The organism is Limnospira indica PCC 8005 (assembly GCF_000973065.1).
Classification (GTDB): Bacteria; Cyanobacteriota; Cyanobacteriia; order Cyanobacteriales; family Microcoleaceae; genus Limnospira; species Limnospira fusiformis.
Genome location: NZ_FO818640.1, coordinates 3295244 through 3310715, shown reverse-complemented (window position 1 = coordinate 3310715; position 15472 = coordinate 3295244). Strand labels below are relative to the sequence as shown.

Here is a 15472-nt window from a genome sequence, read left to right as displayed (position 1 = left end):
CTGATTGATCTAGGAGAAACGTAGAGCATGAGTCGGGGAGAAGGTCGCAAACTGAAACTAATGGTCGTCGATGACGAACCCGATAACCTAGACCTGCTGTTCAGGACGTTTCGCCGTGATTTCAAAGTCCACAAAGCCGATAGCGCCCTAACAGCCCTCGAGATTCTTGATCAAGAGGGAGAAATGGCTATTATCATTTCCGATCAGCGGATGCCTGAAATGAATGGGACAGAGTTTCTCGGTAAAACCGTTGAACGCTTTCCCGACACTATCCGTATTTTGCTGACCGGATATACTGATGTCGAAGATTTGGTCGAAGCTATCAACTCCGGTCAAGTCTTCAAATATATCACCAAACCTTGGAATCCAGAGGAACTGCGAACCGTTGTTCAGCAGGCCTCCGAAACCTATAAATTTTTTAAACAGCGCACTAACGCCCTGCGTCGGTCCTTGAAACGAGAGCGGCTATACAATGATGTGGTAATTGCCTTGCGCGAGTCTCTCGACTACGCAAGTATGCTGCAAACCATTGCAGATACCGTAGGTGAAACCTTTGAAGCCTTTGCTTGTAAGGTCAAACCTATCGAATCGGGATCTTTGTCAGAACAGGAGTTCTCTTATCAAGGTGAGTCCCACCCGGAACCCGACAATACCATAGCCTTGATGCAAGCCGCTGTAGAAACCCGTCAAACCCAGACCCAAGGCGGTCAGGGAGATGATAGCATCAGCCAAATTGTTGTTCCCCTTACCTATCAACACGACCTGTTAGCGGTTTTAGCCGTTTACCGCCATGCCGCAGACCAACCCTGGTCCGAAGAGGACATTCAACTGCTAGAAGTAGTTTCCGAACAAGCATCTCTCGCCCTGTCTCAAGCTAGACTATATCAACGTACCCTAGAACTCGCCGAGCAAATGCAGAGTGAGTTAAAGGTGGCTCGTCAAATTCAGATGAATTTACTCCGCCAAAGTTGGCCGGAATTTGACAATCTGAAGCTACAAGCCTGCTGCTATCCAGCTAGAGAAGTTGGGGGCGATTTCTTTGAGGTCTATATCCACTCTATGGGGGATATTTGGGTGGCTTTGGGGGATGTTTCCGGGAAGGGAGTTCCCGCCGCTTTGTTTATGGCTAGTGCCATTTCTGTCTTGCGCCGAGAACTCTCTCAAGATACCTCCCCAGAACCAGAACAGGTAATGCACAATCTTAATAGCATCTTATCTGATGATTTGATTGGCAATAACCACTTTATTACCATGGTTTTGGCTCGCTACACACCCGCAACAGGAGAAATATCCTATGCTAACGCTGGACATATCTACCCCCTGATTTGGGATCATCGTACCCTCCAACAACAAAACCTTAATGGTCATGGGAATGTCACAGTTGAGCCGATTTTTCTCAAGGAACGGGGTATTCCTTTAGGGATTCTTCCGGTCTGGCGCGGAAAAGTAGGTAGTCGTGTCTTGTCCCCTGGGGATGTATTTTTACTTACCAGTGATGGAATTACAGAGGCTACTGTGCTACAACAAGGCAATGATGGTAATTCCGCTCGTGCCATGCTGCAACAGGAGGGGTTATGGCAACTCCTAAAACAACAAACTAGCCTATTAAATTTAGAGGCTTTACTGGCTTCCATCCGTGAACAAAATCCGGTTCAGGAGGACGATCAAACCATACTCTCTCTGGAGGTTGTGTCAACAGATGATCACTGAGTTACAGGTGCCGAGCGATATTCGGTTTTTAGAAGTTGTTGAACACTGGCTATTAAGCAGTTTGGAAGTCCAGTTAGGGGACTCGGTGGATTGGCCCCGTCAGTCGAATCGGTTTCGCCTAGTCCTAGCTGAAGCCTATTCTAATGTCATTCGCCATGCTCACCGCGATCAGCCTGAACTTCCGGTGATTATTCGCCTAGAACTTGATCAGGGTGACATTCGCCTGGAAATTTGGGATCAGGGTAAGGGGTATCAAATGAGTGATTATGAACCACCGTTACCGGAAGATAAGCCAGTACATGGCTATGGGTGGTTGATTATGAAGCGCCTAATGGATCGGGTTGATTATAAACTTGAAACTGATGGCCGTAATTGTTTGGAGTTACAGGCTAGTTTGGGTTCTAAGGAGTCCTCGTCTTGACACTCTAACCCCACCCCCCCTAGGGTGGCATTGGCTCGATGATTAATCACTTGGAACTGTTCACTTTTTCTCTCTGATGGCTGCTTCTGTTGACCGTTCTCAAATTCAACAATATCTCCTAGATTTAGGTTTTGATCAGGTCGGCTTTACCCCAGCCACATCAACCCCTGAAGAGGTGGAAGGGTTGCGTCTATGGTTAAAGGCAGGATATCAGGCGGATCTGGCTTGGATGGATAATCCTAAACGTCAGGATATTCGCCTAGTTATGCCAGAAGTGCGATCGCTTATTTGTGTTGCCATTAACTATTATACACCACATCAACATAAACATGAGCCACAATATGCCAAAATCTCTCGCTATGGCTGGGGACGAGATTATCACCGCATTTTGCATAAGAAATTAAAGCAGTTTTGTCAGTGGTTAAAACAGCAGGGTGAACATATCGAAGCCCGCTATTATGCTGATACCGGACCGATTCAGGATAAGTTATGGGCGCAACGGGCGGGGTTGGGTTGGATTGCTAAAAATGGGAATCTCATTACTAGAAATTACGGTTCTTGGGTGTTTCTGGGAGAGGTGTTAACTAATTTGGTCTTAGAGTACGATCGCCCCCATACAGAACATTGTGGCACTTGTACTCGCTGTTTGTCAGCCTGCCCGACTAATGCGATCGCTCAACCTTTTGTCGTAGACGCAAACCGCTGTATTGCTTATCATACCATAGAAAACCGAGCCGAAACCTTGCCCCCAGAAATAGCAACCAATCTTCATAATTGGGTGGCAGGTTGTGATATTTGTCAGGATGTTTGTCCGTGGAATCAAAGATTTGCTAAACCCACAAAAGAAGCCGCCTTTAATCCCTATCCGGAAAATCTAGCCCCGACTTTAGAAGAATTAGCCACTATTTCCGATGAGACTTGGAGTGAGAGGTTCACCGCCTCAGCTTTGCGCCGAATTAAGCCCTATATGTGGCGGCGTAATGCTCAGGCTAACATGAAATCATAATTCTGCCAACTCGGAGAAGATTTCAACGCGCGACGGATACGCGGACGGTGATCATCAGACGATCGCACTTCTGGGCTGTTGGGTTTCGGGGGTGCGATCGCCAATCTTTATCTCCCGTTCTCATCCTCTCCCGGCAAAAAATCATCATTTAAAATATCCGCGATCGCGTAGGGACACGCTACCGGCAATACCTCCAACGGCAACCCCGTCTCGTCCTTACCCTGTCGTCGTGTCCGGGGATACGCCCACAAAATCGCCTCCGGTAAGTAATTCTTCAAACTCGGCGAATCTTCCAAAATATCTAAAATTCGCGTGCGATGTTCGGTGATACTTCCCGCCCAACTTCCCGTCCGCAACTCCGGTTGAAATTCCCACTTGAGTAAGTGCAATAGCGCCATCGCCAAATTGCTGCGAAGACTGCTGCGTTCCCGCTTACTCATATCCTCAATTTCTTCGAGCAAGTTTTCCCAGTCCACTTGGTCATAATTGCGATCGCGCAATTGTTCCAATGTCCCCTCAATCCAGAGGACGTAATCTTCGCAGTCAAGTGTTGTCAATTGCTGTTTCGATAACGTCATATCCGATGATCGCCAATACGGGGTTTAAGGTTGATTCTGAGTTTCGGAAGTTCGATCGCCCTTTGTGTAAGTTTTGACTTCAGAATAATTCAATATTTTTTGATCTTGAGTGAGTAAGAATGTGTCATAAACTTTGGCTGTGGCAACGATAATTTGATCGGCAGGATCCGAATGAAATCCAGACAATTGAGTTGATTGAAGTATAATTGGAAGGCTCAGTTCTAAGATTTGAACTCCCGGATAGCTTAAAGCAAGTTCTAGCCATTCATGGACAGAACAACTAAAACTCAATCGGTTTTTCTCGACTAATTTAGCAACCTCCCAACAAGAAATGATGCTGATACCCAGACCACTTGTTTGATGGGTTTGAATGATCTCCTGGTTTTGGGGAGATAACTTGGGGTTTTCATCCACCCACCAAATCCAGATATGAGTGTCTAGAACGATCATAGCAATGCTTCCCAGTCATCTGCTGCGACGGGTTCGTAGGGATCGTCATAGTGAATCACCTTCCCATGCAGGGGTTGATCTTGGGAGGAAGGCTGTCGCGATCGCATATCCTTTTTGACCGTTTTCAAAATGGCTTCAATAATCAGGATACGCTCTTCTATCGATGTACCTTGTATTTTTTTCAGAATTTCTGATTCGATCATTTTTTTTGATGATATAATGGTTGTTTTGAGTGCGATCGCCAATCTTTATCTCCCGTTCCCATCCTCTCCCGGCAAAAAATCATCATTTAAAATATCCGCGATCGCGTAGGGACACGCCGCCGGAAACACCTCCAATGGTAACTGAGTTTCCGCCCGCGCTTGTTTTCGCGCACTGGTATAACATTCGTCCACGACACTGGCGAGATAATTCTGCCAACTCGGAGAGGATTTCAACGCCCGACGGATACGCCGACGGTTTTCGATAATACTCCCCTCCCAACTTCCGGTTCGCCATTTCGGTTGAAATTCCCACTTGAGTAAATGCAGCAATACCACCACCAAATTATTCTCAAGGCTGTGGCGTTCCCGCCGTCCTATGTCTTCGATTTCCTCGATTAAATTGTCCCAATCTACGTCATTATAGTGGCGCGATCGCAACTGGGCGATCGTCATTTCCAGCCATTGGAGATAGTCTTTATCGTAAAGCTGTTTGATATGGGATGGCGATGGTATCATAATTCGGGTGACTGAATCAAGTTTATTATAGCCTGAAAGATTGGGCGATCGCACTTCTGGGCTGTTGGTTTCGGGGATGCGATCGTATATTTCATATCAAGATCTGAGTAAGTTGTCATCTAGTTTGATATTCAGTAACTTTAAATTGGGGCGATCGCTAATGGCGCGAAATACTCTCGCAATGTAATAATTATCGCATTCTTTCATAAATTCCCATTGAGCGTTAGTGATGCTGAATAGCGTGGACTCGGACTGATATTCTGCTTGTTTAGTTGACTTGGCATCAATATAATATGCAACGTCTGTTAAATTCTCTTCCCAGACTTTGAAATCATAAGGATATTTTTCTTCTCCATCTTGATTCATCCACAGAACTCGATCCGCCCCAAATTTTCTCACCAATTTATCATAGACAAATTCTTCTCCCCGTTCACCAATATTAGGTTCATCATGGAAATCATCAAAACTGATAGTATTAGGATAAGTTCTTCGGGGACTTATCGAGTCAGTTTCAGAAGGTTTAGATACGCTAGACTCCGTATCATTTAAGGATCGCCTCAAAGATTGCATATCGATACCCAACTCTTCCAATAAACTGATGACTTCCGTTTCCGAACCGGGAGTTATGGCTTTTTGTTTCAACTCTTCCAGTTTCCGAAAATCATCAAAGTTATTCAACATTTGATTGATGTCGGATTCCGATATATTGGGATTGATAGCCAACTTCGTCAACGCGCTTAATTTTTCTGGATCGGTCTGTATCAGTTCAAAAATATTCTCATTGATTCGCTCATCGCCAATAATGTTTAATAAAAGTTGTGCCTTCTGTTCAAAGAAATAAGGAAAGCATTTTTTGATGAATTCTTTATCTTGAGATGCAGACCACGACAGCAATATTTTGACGGGATGAACGAAATTATAATCTTTGCGATCGCCTTCATATTTAGCCAATGCTTCATCAATTTCTTTTGCTATATTCTCGATGGTTTCTGTTTCAGATTCATCAAAAAATTCTGGGGTTCGCTTAAAGTTTTCATGATTGAGTAGCAGTTCACTTCCCCAGTCTTTCTTGGTTAAGCAGTTAGCGATCTCTTTGATTTCTTCGGGAATACCCCCATCCTTCTTAACCCGTTTCTTTTCACAAAACTCACCATTTTGATTCGGCCAAACTTTTTTGTCTTTAGCAAAGTAGGATATATGAGACGGAAATTTTCGAGTAAAATAAACCAACTCATCCAAATAACTGACCGCATCTTCCCAACTGAGATTTATATTTTTTGACAATTCATCTAAGCTCACTTTACTGGCTACGTCTTCAATCATTGATTTCATAATCCATTGATTGCAATCATCCCAGTTAAAACATTTTAATTCGGGTATTATTTTAATTGAAGACGGGACAGCTTCACCATAGATGGTTCGTGCCAATCGCCAAATCGTTTCGCGATCGCTCTCATTGGGACTAGACAAATAACTAATCAAATCATAAACTGCACTTCTCAATCTTGGATTGGGTGTATCTTGTGCAAGTTTAATGATTTTGTTGATGTCATCTGAAGCATCACCCACACTTAACTGTTGCTGATGTTTCTCAAAGCCTTTGATATCTCTATCCAATAATTTGGCTCGGTAATTCATCCCTAGTTTTAGTAAAACATCTTTAATTTCTTCGGGAATGTTTTGGTCGAAGTTGACTTGGCTTTCACATTTAAAGTTCCCTTCCTGATTCGGTAATACTGGCTGTTTGAGATAAAATAACTGCCAATTTTCATCCCGATTTAAAAATTCGATAAAATCACTAATCCAACTGACTGCTTCTCGATCGCCTTTAGATAAACGAGATTTCAGATTGTCCACATTTCCCAATTTTACCAAATCTGATACGAGCGTTTTTAGCAGCCAGCGATCGCACTCATTCCAAAGTTTGGCAGTGTATCGATTCAAGGGACGCTTTTCCGGTACAGCTTCATCCAAATCTTTGGCAAACTGCCAAATTTTATCTCTCAACTCCATCGCCGTATCGCCGAAATCTTCTTCCGGAAAACAGCTAATCAGGTAGTAAACCGCTTTTCGGATTGACGGCGTATTATTGTCTCTGATGACCGCATCAATTTTATTGGAAACTTGATGAATTTCCAATTGCTTAGAAAAATCGCAATTAATTTCTAAATGTGCCAAATCATTTTTCCAATCTTGTCCCAAAATTTTGAGGACATATTTCAATTCTTCCGGGATGCGATCGTCTTTGAATAGTTCACTAAACAGTTTAAAATTACCGTATTGATTCGGAATAATCGGATAATTATCTAATAATTGCGTTGATTTATTGGATTCATCTGCGATCGCAAACTTAATGACTCGATTCAACCAATCCAGAGTTTCCGACTCATTTTGATTAATTTTTTCTCCTAATTGCTTGAGATTTTCCTGCGCCGAAATATTTTGAATCAAATTCGACAAATCGTAACGCAAATTACACCGAAAATCTTTTTTCCAATCTCCATCAATAAATTCATACCAATCTGAAACCTGTTCTTTTTTGGGCAACTTTTCGGAATGCAATGTTAGCGCCAACTCCCACAGTTTCAGAATTTTACTTGGTGTACGGTGATAGGGAATTAACGCATCTTGTAGAGGAATTCTATCTCCTTGTTGATTGTCAACTATTGGCGTTGCTAAAATTGCTTCTCTGATTGGTTTTTGTACCTTAGCTTTATACCAATTATCGTCAATGTTTTTGGGTATTCCTGATTTAGCCAATAAATGAGCATTTCCCCAGTTCAAGCTAACATGATCTAAAATTCGGTGATATAGTTCTACAGCTTGTTCAAATATTTCCTTGTTGAGATAGCGTTTTTCATCATCGCGATCATCTAATAAAACGCTGTCTCTCGGTTCTGTAGGATTAAACATAGGACTATTTAAAATTACCGGAAAACTAAAGTCTTCCGAACCGATTAGAGGAAAATCACAGAATAGCTTAGGAGTATCAGGACTGATTTTTTTAACCATCCAATTTTCCTCTACCTTGTGAATTGGAATAGCTATAAAAATTGTATTTTCATTATTGCAAATAGAAGCGATATTAATTATTTCTATATTGTCATTAGATTGAATTGCGATCGCCGAAATTTTTACCCCACCGATGGTCTCTTCACTTCCCCGATAATAAACGATTCTAGTATCTTCGATTTCATTAATTACCGTCACCGATTCAATTTTGGGAATAAAAACCAAAGTGTAACTTAAAGCATTATGTAAATCATCAATTCCAATCTTGGCAATACTCAGTCCTTGGCGATCAAGATCATATTTAAAAGAAGTATCGAGGTTTTTATGGGGTTGATATTCCGTCAATACCGGACATAAATTGTTGTCGTCCAACTCCTCAAATACCTGATAAGATTGCTTAACTTTAGCCGTCATTTCATCGGGGGTTTTCGCTTCGCGATCAAGTTGGAGATCAAAACGCTTATAAATTATTTCTTCTTCTCTGTCTTCCAAAATGCCGGAAACCCCGACTTTCTTCGATAATAAATGTGTCGTCATGAAGCCAGTGCCAAATTTTCCTGTCGTCGCTAACAGTTCTTCAGCAGATTCTGCTCTATCTTTCGTCGAAACTTGTTCGATTAAATAAGTAATATTATCCATCAAAAATGGATTGCCATTGTGCTTAAATTCGACTGAATCCTTGGTCAAAATGACTTCAATTTTGACATGGCGATCTGCAACATCTTTGGCATTTTGCAGCAATTCCCAAATCCACCGCCTCTCTGAGCCTTTATGTTCATATAATTTTTCTATGCCATCAAGCAGCTTGGTAGCGACTAGCTTTTGATGTGCTTTCAGCGATGATTCGTAGGCTTTGCGTTGATAACTCATGATTCAGACCCCAAAAAATAAAAACTCTCGTGTACTAATTTAGTCTTTAACTCCTAGCCCTTGGTGCAGGAGCGCCCCGCAGCATCCCTTCTGTACTCAAATCTTCATCAATTTCTTCCCAATGCAAACCATATCCACCGCCGCAAATCTCCCAAGCCTCTCGCTGTTCTGGTGTGGCATGGTACAGCTTCGGATACCAAACTAAAGGAACTGAAATCGCACGGCCATCCATCAAAAAGACTGTTATCGAATCCTCATCAAACGAGACATCTTTCACCGCCGAATTATTCATGTAAAACCCCCAATAAAATCTCCCAGTTGTCTTGTACAATTTTTTCTATTTTACGCAACTCCCTTGCACTGAAACAAATATATCAGAAAATATCCTCAATTTTATCCTATGAATTGCGATCGCATATTGGGAGATGATTATTTCTTATTGATTGAGTTTATACCATCCTCCATTGCTTAAATCTCGAAGTTCTGGTAAATCTAGTTTGGCTTTTTCAAAAATATCTGTTTTTGAAAAAATATCTTCCAGCTTTAGAAGATGGGTAGTTATATTGGGATAATTTCTGTGAAATTCTTGTAAACGGTTTAAGTATCCTGCTGTATAACCAACCCCTGACAACATAATGCCAATATCTGCATTGTTGATCATCAAATTACCGCAAAAATCAGCAGTAAACGAAGCATCTAAAGCAGTACGATAAAGTTTGCACTGAAAATAGATTTGTTTGTTACCAAGTACCCCATAACCATCAATTCCGCCATCTTTTCCGGGTGGCCCTGGATTCAAACCAAGGTGGGCGGCAAAACGCCGCCCTAAATCTTGCTTGACTGCTTGCTCAGATTCAATTATTCCCTGTACTAAAGGATTCATATTTTCGATTAACCCGCTTTTTTCAAAGATTTGAGAGGATTTTCAATCAAGTTTTCATACATTAATTTGATACCCCAAAAAATACATTCATTTACTTGGTCAGTCATCTCTAATTCCCGGAGCTTCTGATCTATATCTGGAGTCGGCAGAAAATCCTTATTGTATTTTTCTTGTTTGAGTCTTGAATTTCCAATATCGGCTAAAGTTGCTTTTAACTCTTCTTGAAAATTTTGACACTCTTCTGATTTTCTCTTCTTCCATTTATCTATCAAATCCCGATTTTCTTGTTTCTTAATTGTTGTATCCATAAAATGGACGTAACTGATGGCAAAGTTGGGAAAATTTTCAGTCTTACCTCTCACAAACTGACCCAATTCAGTCATTTTCTCTGCCTCTGATTTTGTCAATTTATAGGAAATTTTATCTTGTAGCTTGTTTGGTCCCTCCTTTTCTGACTCTAGAATTCCTTTATTAATTGCACTTTTGATATTTGGAACAGTTTGCTTTTGGTGGTTTTTCGTCATTTTTATACCCTCTCAATTGAGTCAATGTTCAATAAATCGGAAAAATATTCATATAAATTTTCGTGATTTTCGTATTCCCAAATATACTGTCTTTCTTGATAAATAGCCGTTTGCATTTCATCTTGTAGCTCTTCCATCGGAAGAGCTATCTGCCAAAACTGGTTTTTTTTCTCTGCCTTGATTTGAGATAATTCTCTCTCTACTAACTCCCTTGGTATACCCAAAGGTACGATTGATACTTGTGCCATATAACCGGCTGTAGATCTGAGCTGAGATATCAGATCTAGCATATTAGGAAGTTGTTTAATTGCTCTTTCCCTTTGAGATGTGTTGACAGGGATTAAAATTAAATCCGGATCGTTTCCAACAATTGCCCTAACCGTATCGCTTTTAGGGGATTTGATATCTAAAACAATATGACTGTAAGATTGAGCTTGTTTTTTCACTGATTTACGTTCTTCATTATAAATAACCGTACTACTTCCGCTATCAACCAGAGAGTATGAATCATATTGATTTGGCGAACTCTCGTCGCGCGCAAAAAATTGCCAAAGGTCGGCTTGATCGTCACAATCAACTAGAAGTACACTGTCTCCCCGATTGAGCAATACACCTGCTACATGGACGGCTAACGTAGTTTTTCCTACCCCACCTTTATTGTGGGTACACAGAATAATCAATTTTTAGCTTCCCCCATGCTCATTGACTCGCTTAATTATAGCCAAATAAAGTAAACTGAGTCAACTTGCGAGTCTCCGGATCGTGAAATGCAAACACGATATCTTCCGGCGGCACACCTTCCCTCAACAACTTAGTGGCTTCAAAGTCGCCCTAGGTCAAGTGTATTTAGGGCGATAATAGGGAAGGCGCGATCGCCTACTCTACTATTCTACAACATAGTTGCTCAAGACATTCGCAGGAACCGCAAAAATATCCTTTATCCTTTAATTCCTAGCTCCTGGTGCAGGAGCGCCCCGCAGCATCCCTTCTGTACTCAAATCTTCATCAATTTCTTCCCAATGCAAACCATATCCACCGCCGCAAATCTCCCAAGCCTCTCGCTGTTCTGGCGTGGCATGGTATAGCTTAGGATACCAAACTAAAGGGACGGAAATTGCACGGCCATCCATCAAAAAGACTGTTATCGAATCCTCGTCAAACGAGACATCTTTCACTCGCTCGTCAACTTTCACCGCCGAAGTATTCATACCAAGCCTCCAACAAAATCTCCTGGTTATCTTGTACAATTTTCTGTATTTTACGCAACTCCCTCGCACTGAAACCGATATTACGAGCCAGACTGACGGGCGATAACCAAAATTTTACCGAATCCCGATCGCGATCAATATGAACGTGCGGCGACTCGTTCGGTTCGTGACTGTAAAAATACAGGCGATAGGAGCCAATCCGTAAAACCGTAGGCATGGGAAGGAGTATGTAAAGGGTGGGGACAACTGCTCACCTCGCTATTCTACAACCTAGTTGCTCAACACATTTGCGGGAATTCCCAAAATATCCTTTCAAGCTACAGCAAACTCGGTCAACTTGCGAGTATCGGGATCGTGAAACGCCAACACGATATCCTCCTTCGGTACACCCTCCCTCAACAACTCAGTTGCAATTCCCTCCTCCGTCCAATCCTCCTCAATATAAATTTTATCATTTTTGATCCGAACATACACAGAAGCCGCATTCACTCGCCGATTATTTTTCCAACCTACATTAAACCAAAGATATTAACTTCTTTCATCGTCAAATATCAGGATTTCATCGATGTCTGGATCTGGGATTTGGGATGATAGCTTATCATATTGACTCAGAACGTCTTTGATGATATTTTGATAATGGGCTAATTTATCCATTCTACCATCTCCTCATTTTTAATATCGACAACTCACAGGAAAACTTGAAATCTTTGCACAATTAGTTCGATCGCAAGCAACCTGTTTGAAAAATTTTTCATAATGCCTTTCCCAATTCGCGCATCGGAGAACGCCCGATCAAACTTTTCACTTCGATTTTGCCAGCTAAATCTGCCATCAATTTGACTTCTGCATACTTGATGAAATACGGGTCGAAAGTAATCGTCCACCCGTCCTTTATCAGTGCATTTTTGACAGCATCATGGTAAATATCCTTCGCTGGTATCGTCTTTCTTTATCACTGTGCAGGGAAGGCGCGATCGCCTCCCCACAATCCTACACCAAAGAGGGGAAGGCGCGATCGCCCTCCCACCATTAGACAACCTAGTTGCTTAACGCACCAGCCGGGATGCCTAAAACATCCTCAATTTTCGGCATTTGCTCAATAGGAATAACCCGACCCTCATCTTCAAACCCTGCAATTTGATCAAAGTTCAAATAGCGGTAAAGATCCCCCGCAAACGGGTCGATTTTCTGGGTGATAATCGCCATATATTCCTCAACCGTGGGAATGCGACCCAACAAAGCACAAACCGCCGCCAATTCAGCCGAACCCAGATACACCTGAGCCCCCTTACCCATACGGTTATTAAAGTTGCGAGTCGAAGTAGAAAATACCGTTGTATTATCTTCCACCCGTGCTTGATTTCCCATACAAAGAGAACATCCAGGCATTTCCGTCCGCGCTCCAGCAGCCGCAAAAGTACCATAAACCCCCTCTTCCCGAAGTTGTTGTTCATCCATGCGGGTAGGCGGACAAATCCACAGACGCACCTTCACCGGACCTGCCCCTTCTAACACCTTAGCAGCAGCGCGATAATGTCCGATATTAGTCATACAAGAACCGATAAACACCTCATCGATTTTGTCACCCGCACACTCAGACATCAGTTTCACATTATCAGGGTCATTAGGTGCGGCCACAATAGGTTCAACGATTTCATCCAAATTGACCTCAAGAATATCGGCATACTCAGCATCGGCGTCAGCTTCCATCAACTCAGGATTAGCTAACCATTGTTCCATCTTGGCAATGCGACGGGTTAAAGTCCGAGCATCCTGATATCCACGAGCAATCATATTCCGCATTAAGGTAACATTCGATCGCAAATATTCAGAAATCGTCTCAGTCCCCAACTTAATCGTACAGCCAGCACAGGAACGTTCCGCAGTAGCATCAGTCAACTCAAAAGCCTGTTCCACCTTCAAATCAGGTAGACCTTCCATCTCCATAATCCGGCCATTGAAGACATTTTGCTTATTCTCCTTACCAACAGTCAGCTTACCTTGCTGCATCGCCACCCAGGGAATAGCATTAACAATATCGCGCAGCGTCACACCCGGCTGTAATTGCCCCTTAAAGCGCACCAAAACCGATTCTGGCATATCCAAAGGCATCGCCCCCAAAGCGGCTGCAAAAGCCACCAAACCCGAACCAGCGGGGAAAGAAATACCCAAGGGGAAACGGGTATGAGAATCGCCGCCAGTCCCCACCGTATCGGGTAACAGCATCCGGTTTAGCCAGGAGTGGATGATACCATCTCCCGGACGCAAAGCGACACCGCCACGGGTAGCAAAGAAGTCGGGTAGTTGCTTGTGGGTTTTGATATCCACTGGTTTCGGATAGGCTGCGGTGTGACAGAAACTCTGCATGGTCAGGTCAGCGGAAAACCCTAAACAAGCTAATTCCTTCAATTCATCCCGCGTCATGGGTCCGGTAGTGTCTTGGGAACCTACGGTGGTCATTATCGGTTCGCAGGAGGTACCTGGACGGACTCCCGGTAGTCCGCAGGCTTTCCCAACCATTTTTTGGGCTAGGGTAAAGCCCTTTCCGGTATCTTCTGGGATAGCAGGACGGGCGAAAAGTTCACTGGGGGTTAGTCCCATTGCTTCCCGGGTTTTGTCGGTCAGGCTGCGACCAATTAACAAGGGAATCCGACCCCCGGCGCGTACTTCGTCTAGGATAGTTTCCGGTTTCAGGGTGAAGGTAGAAATCACTTCCCCTGCTTGGTTGGTAATTTCGCCTTTGTAGGGGTGAATGGTGATCACATCCCCGGTTTCCATTTTGCTGACATCACATTCTATCGGGAATGCGCCAGAGTCTTCGGCGGTGTTGAAGAAAATGGGGGCGATTTTTCCACCTAGGATATAGCCTCCCCGCCGTTTGTTGGGTACAAAGGGGATATCTTCCCCAATATGCCACAGGACTGAGTTAATGGCAGATTTGCGGGATGAACCAGTCCCGACTACATCCCCAACATAAGCTACAGGGTAGCCTTTTTGTTTCAGTTGGGCGATGGTTTGTATACCTTCGGGCATCCTTGACTCTAGCATGGCTAGGGCGTGCAGAGGTATGTCTGGTCGGGTGGTGGCGTGGGGGGCGGGAGAAAGATCGTCGGTGTTGGTTTCCCCAGGGACTTTGAAGACGGTGACGGTTATGGCTTTGGGGACTTTCGGGTTGCGAATGAACCAGGCGGCGTTAGCCCAAGCGTCTAGGACTTGTTTGGCGTAAGGGTTGATATCTGACAGCGCTAGAATGTCGTTGAATGCGTCAAATACTAGGGTGATTTTGCTTAGGGCGTTGGCTGCTTCGCTGGCAATGTTGGAGTCGGAAGACTTCAGGAAACTTACCAGGGATTGCACGTTATAACCCCCTACCATTGTACCTAGTAGGTCGATCGCTCCTTGGGGACAGATGAGGGGACTGCTGATTTCCCGTTTGGCGATCGCTGTCAGAAATCCGGCTTTTACATAGGCGGCTTCGTCTACTCCGGGGGGAATGCGATCGCGCAATAGTTCCATCATAAACTCTTTTTCCCCTTCCGGTGGGTTTTTCAGCAGTTCGCACAGTTCCGATGTCTGCTCCGCAGTTAGGGGCAATGGCGGAATTCCCTGTTGGGCGCGTTCGGCAGCTTGTTGACGATAGGCTTCTATCATTACTTCTGTTCTCCTTTTCGTTTGATTATTTTATGCTACCTAGAATCCATCAAAAATGGCTAGGACGATTTATCCGTTGTCCTTCTGATTTCATCTCATGGTTTCTACTGCTGGGCTTTCAACATCTATCATTTGATTTCCCCCCTTACTCTATCGGAAACTAGATGAGTAGGATAATATCAAGTTACATAAAACTGTATTTTAGACAACATTATTAGTATCTCAGCTAATCATGATATCCTTGGTCTGCTGATTTGACGATGCGGATGCACCCTACAAATGTCATCTATAAAGGTGCTTTAGTCAGCTTCTGATTATCCATGGGTCTGCTTATTTGGGGATGCCGATAGACCCGCCCCATGTCATTTGATGAGTGACGACATTAATATTATACTACAATTTCCGCCCATATAACCTGTATATTAACCTTTATTATATGG

At 43.3% G+C, this 15472-nt stretch carries 18 protein-coding genes and 1 pseudogene; 3 read left to right on the top strand and 16 right to left on the bottom strand.

What is annotated here, in order from left to right; all coding sequences use genetic code 11:
- Positions 1-27 precede the first annotated feature (27 nt).
- The 3 genes from XZ46_RS14420 (at position 28) to queG (ending at position 3137) form a co-directional block, all read left to right on the top strand.
- Complete coding sequence (locus XZ46_RS14420; protein WP_008051433.1) at positions 28-1710, top strand: SpoIIE family protein phosphatase; 1683 nt, start codon at positions 28-30, stop codon at positions 1708-1710.
- Positions 1700-2131: an ATP-binding protein gene (locus tag XZ46_RS14415; protein WP_006625179.1), complete on the top strand. Its 432-nt coding sequence runs from the start codon at positions 1700-1702 to the stop codon at positions 2129-2131. The genes XZ46_RS14420 and XZ46_RS14415 overlap by 11 nt, the downstream gene beginning before the upstream one ends.
- A 76-nt stretch (positions 2132-2207) precedes the next feature.
- Entirely contained in the window at positions 2208-3137 is a 930-nt protein-coding gene (gene queG, locus XZ46_RS14410) for a tRNA epoxyqueuosine(34) reductase QueG (RefSeq protein ID WP_006625181.1), read from the top strand.
- On the opposite strand, the gene XZ46_RS37565 is transcribed toward queG, so the two are convergent.
- The 16 genes and pseudogenes from XZ46_RS37565 to acnB form a co-directional block, all read right to left on the bottom strand.
- On the bottom strand, positions 3116-3241 hold the full coding sequence (locus XZ46_RS37565) for a hypothetical protein (RefSeq protein ID WP_006625182.1): 126 nt from the start codon (positions 3239-3241) through the stop codon (positions 3116-3118). The genes queG and XZ46_RS37565 overlap by 22 nt on opposite strands.
- Positions 3242-3244: 3 nt before the next feature.
- Entirely contained in the window at positions 3245-3715 is a 471-nt protein-coding gene (locus tag XZ46_RS14405) for a DUF29 domain-containing protein (protein WP_008051431.1), read from the bottom strand.
- Between the two features lie 24 nt (positions 3716-3739).
- Positions 3740-4165, bottom strand: coding sequence for a type II toxin-antitoxin system VapC family toxin (locus XZ46_RS14400; RefSeq protein ID WP_006625185.1), 426 nt, complete (start codon positions 4163-4165; stop codon positions 3740-3742).
- The gene (locus XZ46_RS14395) at positions 4162-4368 is read right to left on the bottom strand and encodes a hypothetical protein (protein ID WP_006625186.1); all 207 of its coding nucleotides are present in this window, start codon (positions 4366-4368) and stop codon (positions 4162-4164) included. The genes XZ46_RS14400 and XZ46_RS14395 overlap by 4 nt, the downstream gene beginning before the upstream one ends.
- A gap of 45 nt (positions 4369-4413) precedes the next feature.
- Entirely contained in the window at positions 4414-4884 is a 471-nt protein-coding gene (locus XZ46_RS14390) for a DUF29 domain-containing protein (protein ID WP_008051424.1), read from the bottom strand.
- Between the two features lie 96 nt (positions 4885-4980).
- A complete protein-coding gene (locus tag XZ46_RS14385; protein WP_008051423.1) occupies positions 4981-8766 on the bottom strand; it encodes a protein NO VEIN domain-containing protein in 3786 nt (1261 codons plus the stop codon).
- A gap of 46 nt (positions 8767-8812) precedes the next feature.
- A complete protein-coding gene (locus XZ46_RS14380) occupies positions 8813-9058 on the bottom strand; it encodes a DUF2442 domain-containing protein (protein ID WP_008051422.1) in 246 nt (81 codons plus the stop codon).
- A gap of 144 nt (positions 9059-9202) precedes the next feature.
- A complete protein-coding gene (locus XZ46_RS14375; RefSeq protein WP_008051421.1) occupies positions 9203-9649 on the bottom strand; it encodes a PDDEXK family nuclease in 447 nt (148 codons plus the stop codon).
- 8 nt (positions 9650-9657) lie between these two features.
- Positions 9658-10173, bottom strand: coding sequence for a hypothetical protein (locus XZ46_RS14370; protein ID WP_008051419.1), 516 nt, complete (start codon positions 10171-10173; stop codon positions 9658-9660).
- A 2-nt stretch (positions 10174-10175) separates the two neighbouring features.
- A complete protein-coding gene (locus XZ46_RS14365; protein WP_008051417.1) occupies positions 10176-10853 on the bottom strand; it encodes a ParA family protein in 678 nt (225 codons plus the stop codon).
- 31 nt (positions 10854-10884) lie between these two features.
- Complete coding sequence (locus XZ46_RS29610; protein ID WP_228116598.1) at positions 10885-10980, bottom strand: element excision factor XisI family protein; 96 nt, start codon at positions 10978-10980, stop codon at positions 10885-10887.
- 137 nt (positions 10981-11117) lie between these two features.
- Entirely contained in the window at positions 11118-11381 is a 264-nt protein-coding gene (locus XZ46_RS14360) for a DUF2442 domain-containing protein (RefSeq protein WP_008051416.1), read from the bottom strand.
- Positions 11356-11598, bottom strand: coding sequence for a DUF4160 domain-containing protein (locus XZ46_RS14355; RefSeq protein ID WP_008051414.1), 243 nt, complete (start codon positions 11596-11598; stop codon positions 11356-11358). The genes XZ46_RS14360 and XZ46_RS14355 overlap by 26 nt, the downstream gene beginning before the upstream one ends.
- Positions 11599-11693: 95 nt before the next feature.
- Positions 11694-12035 (bottom strand): annotated as a pseudogene (locus tag XZ46_RS14350) (XisI protein).
- A gap of 97 nt (positions 12036-12132) precedes the next feature.
- Complete coding sequence (locus XZ46_RS29605; RefSeq protein ID WP_230428106.1) at positions 12133-12258, bottom strand: hypothetical protein; 126 nt, start codon at positions 12256-12258, stop codon at positions 12133-12135.
- Positions 12259-12419: 161 nt separating this feature from the next.
- Entirely contained in the window at positions 12420-15032 is a 2613-nt protein-coding gene (acnB, locus tag XZ46_RS14345; RefSeq protein WP_008051408.1) for a bifunctional aconitate hydratase 2/2-methylisocitrate dehydratase, read from the bottom strand.
- Positions 15033-15472 lie beyond the last annotated feature (440 nt).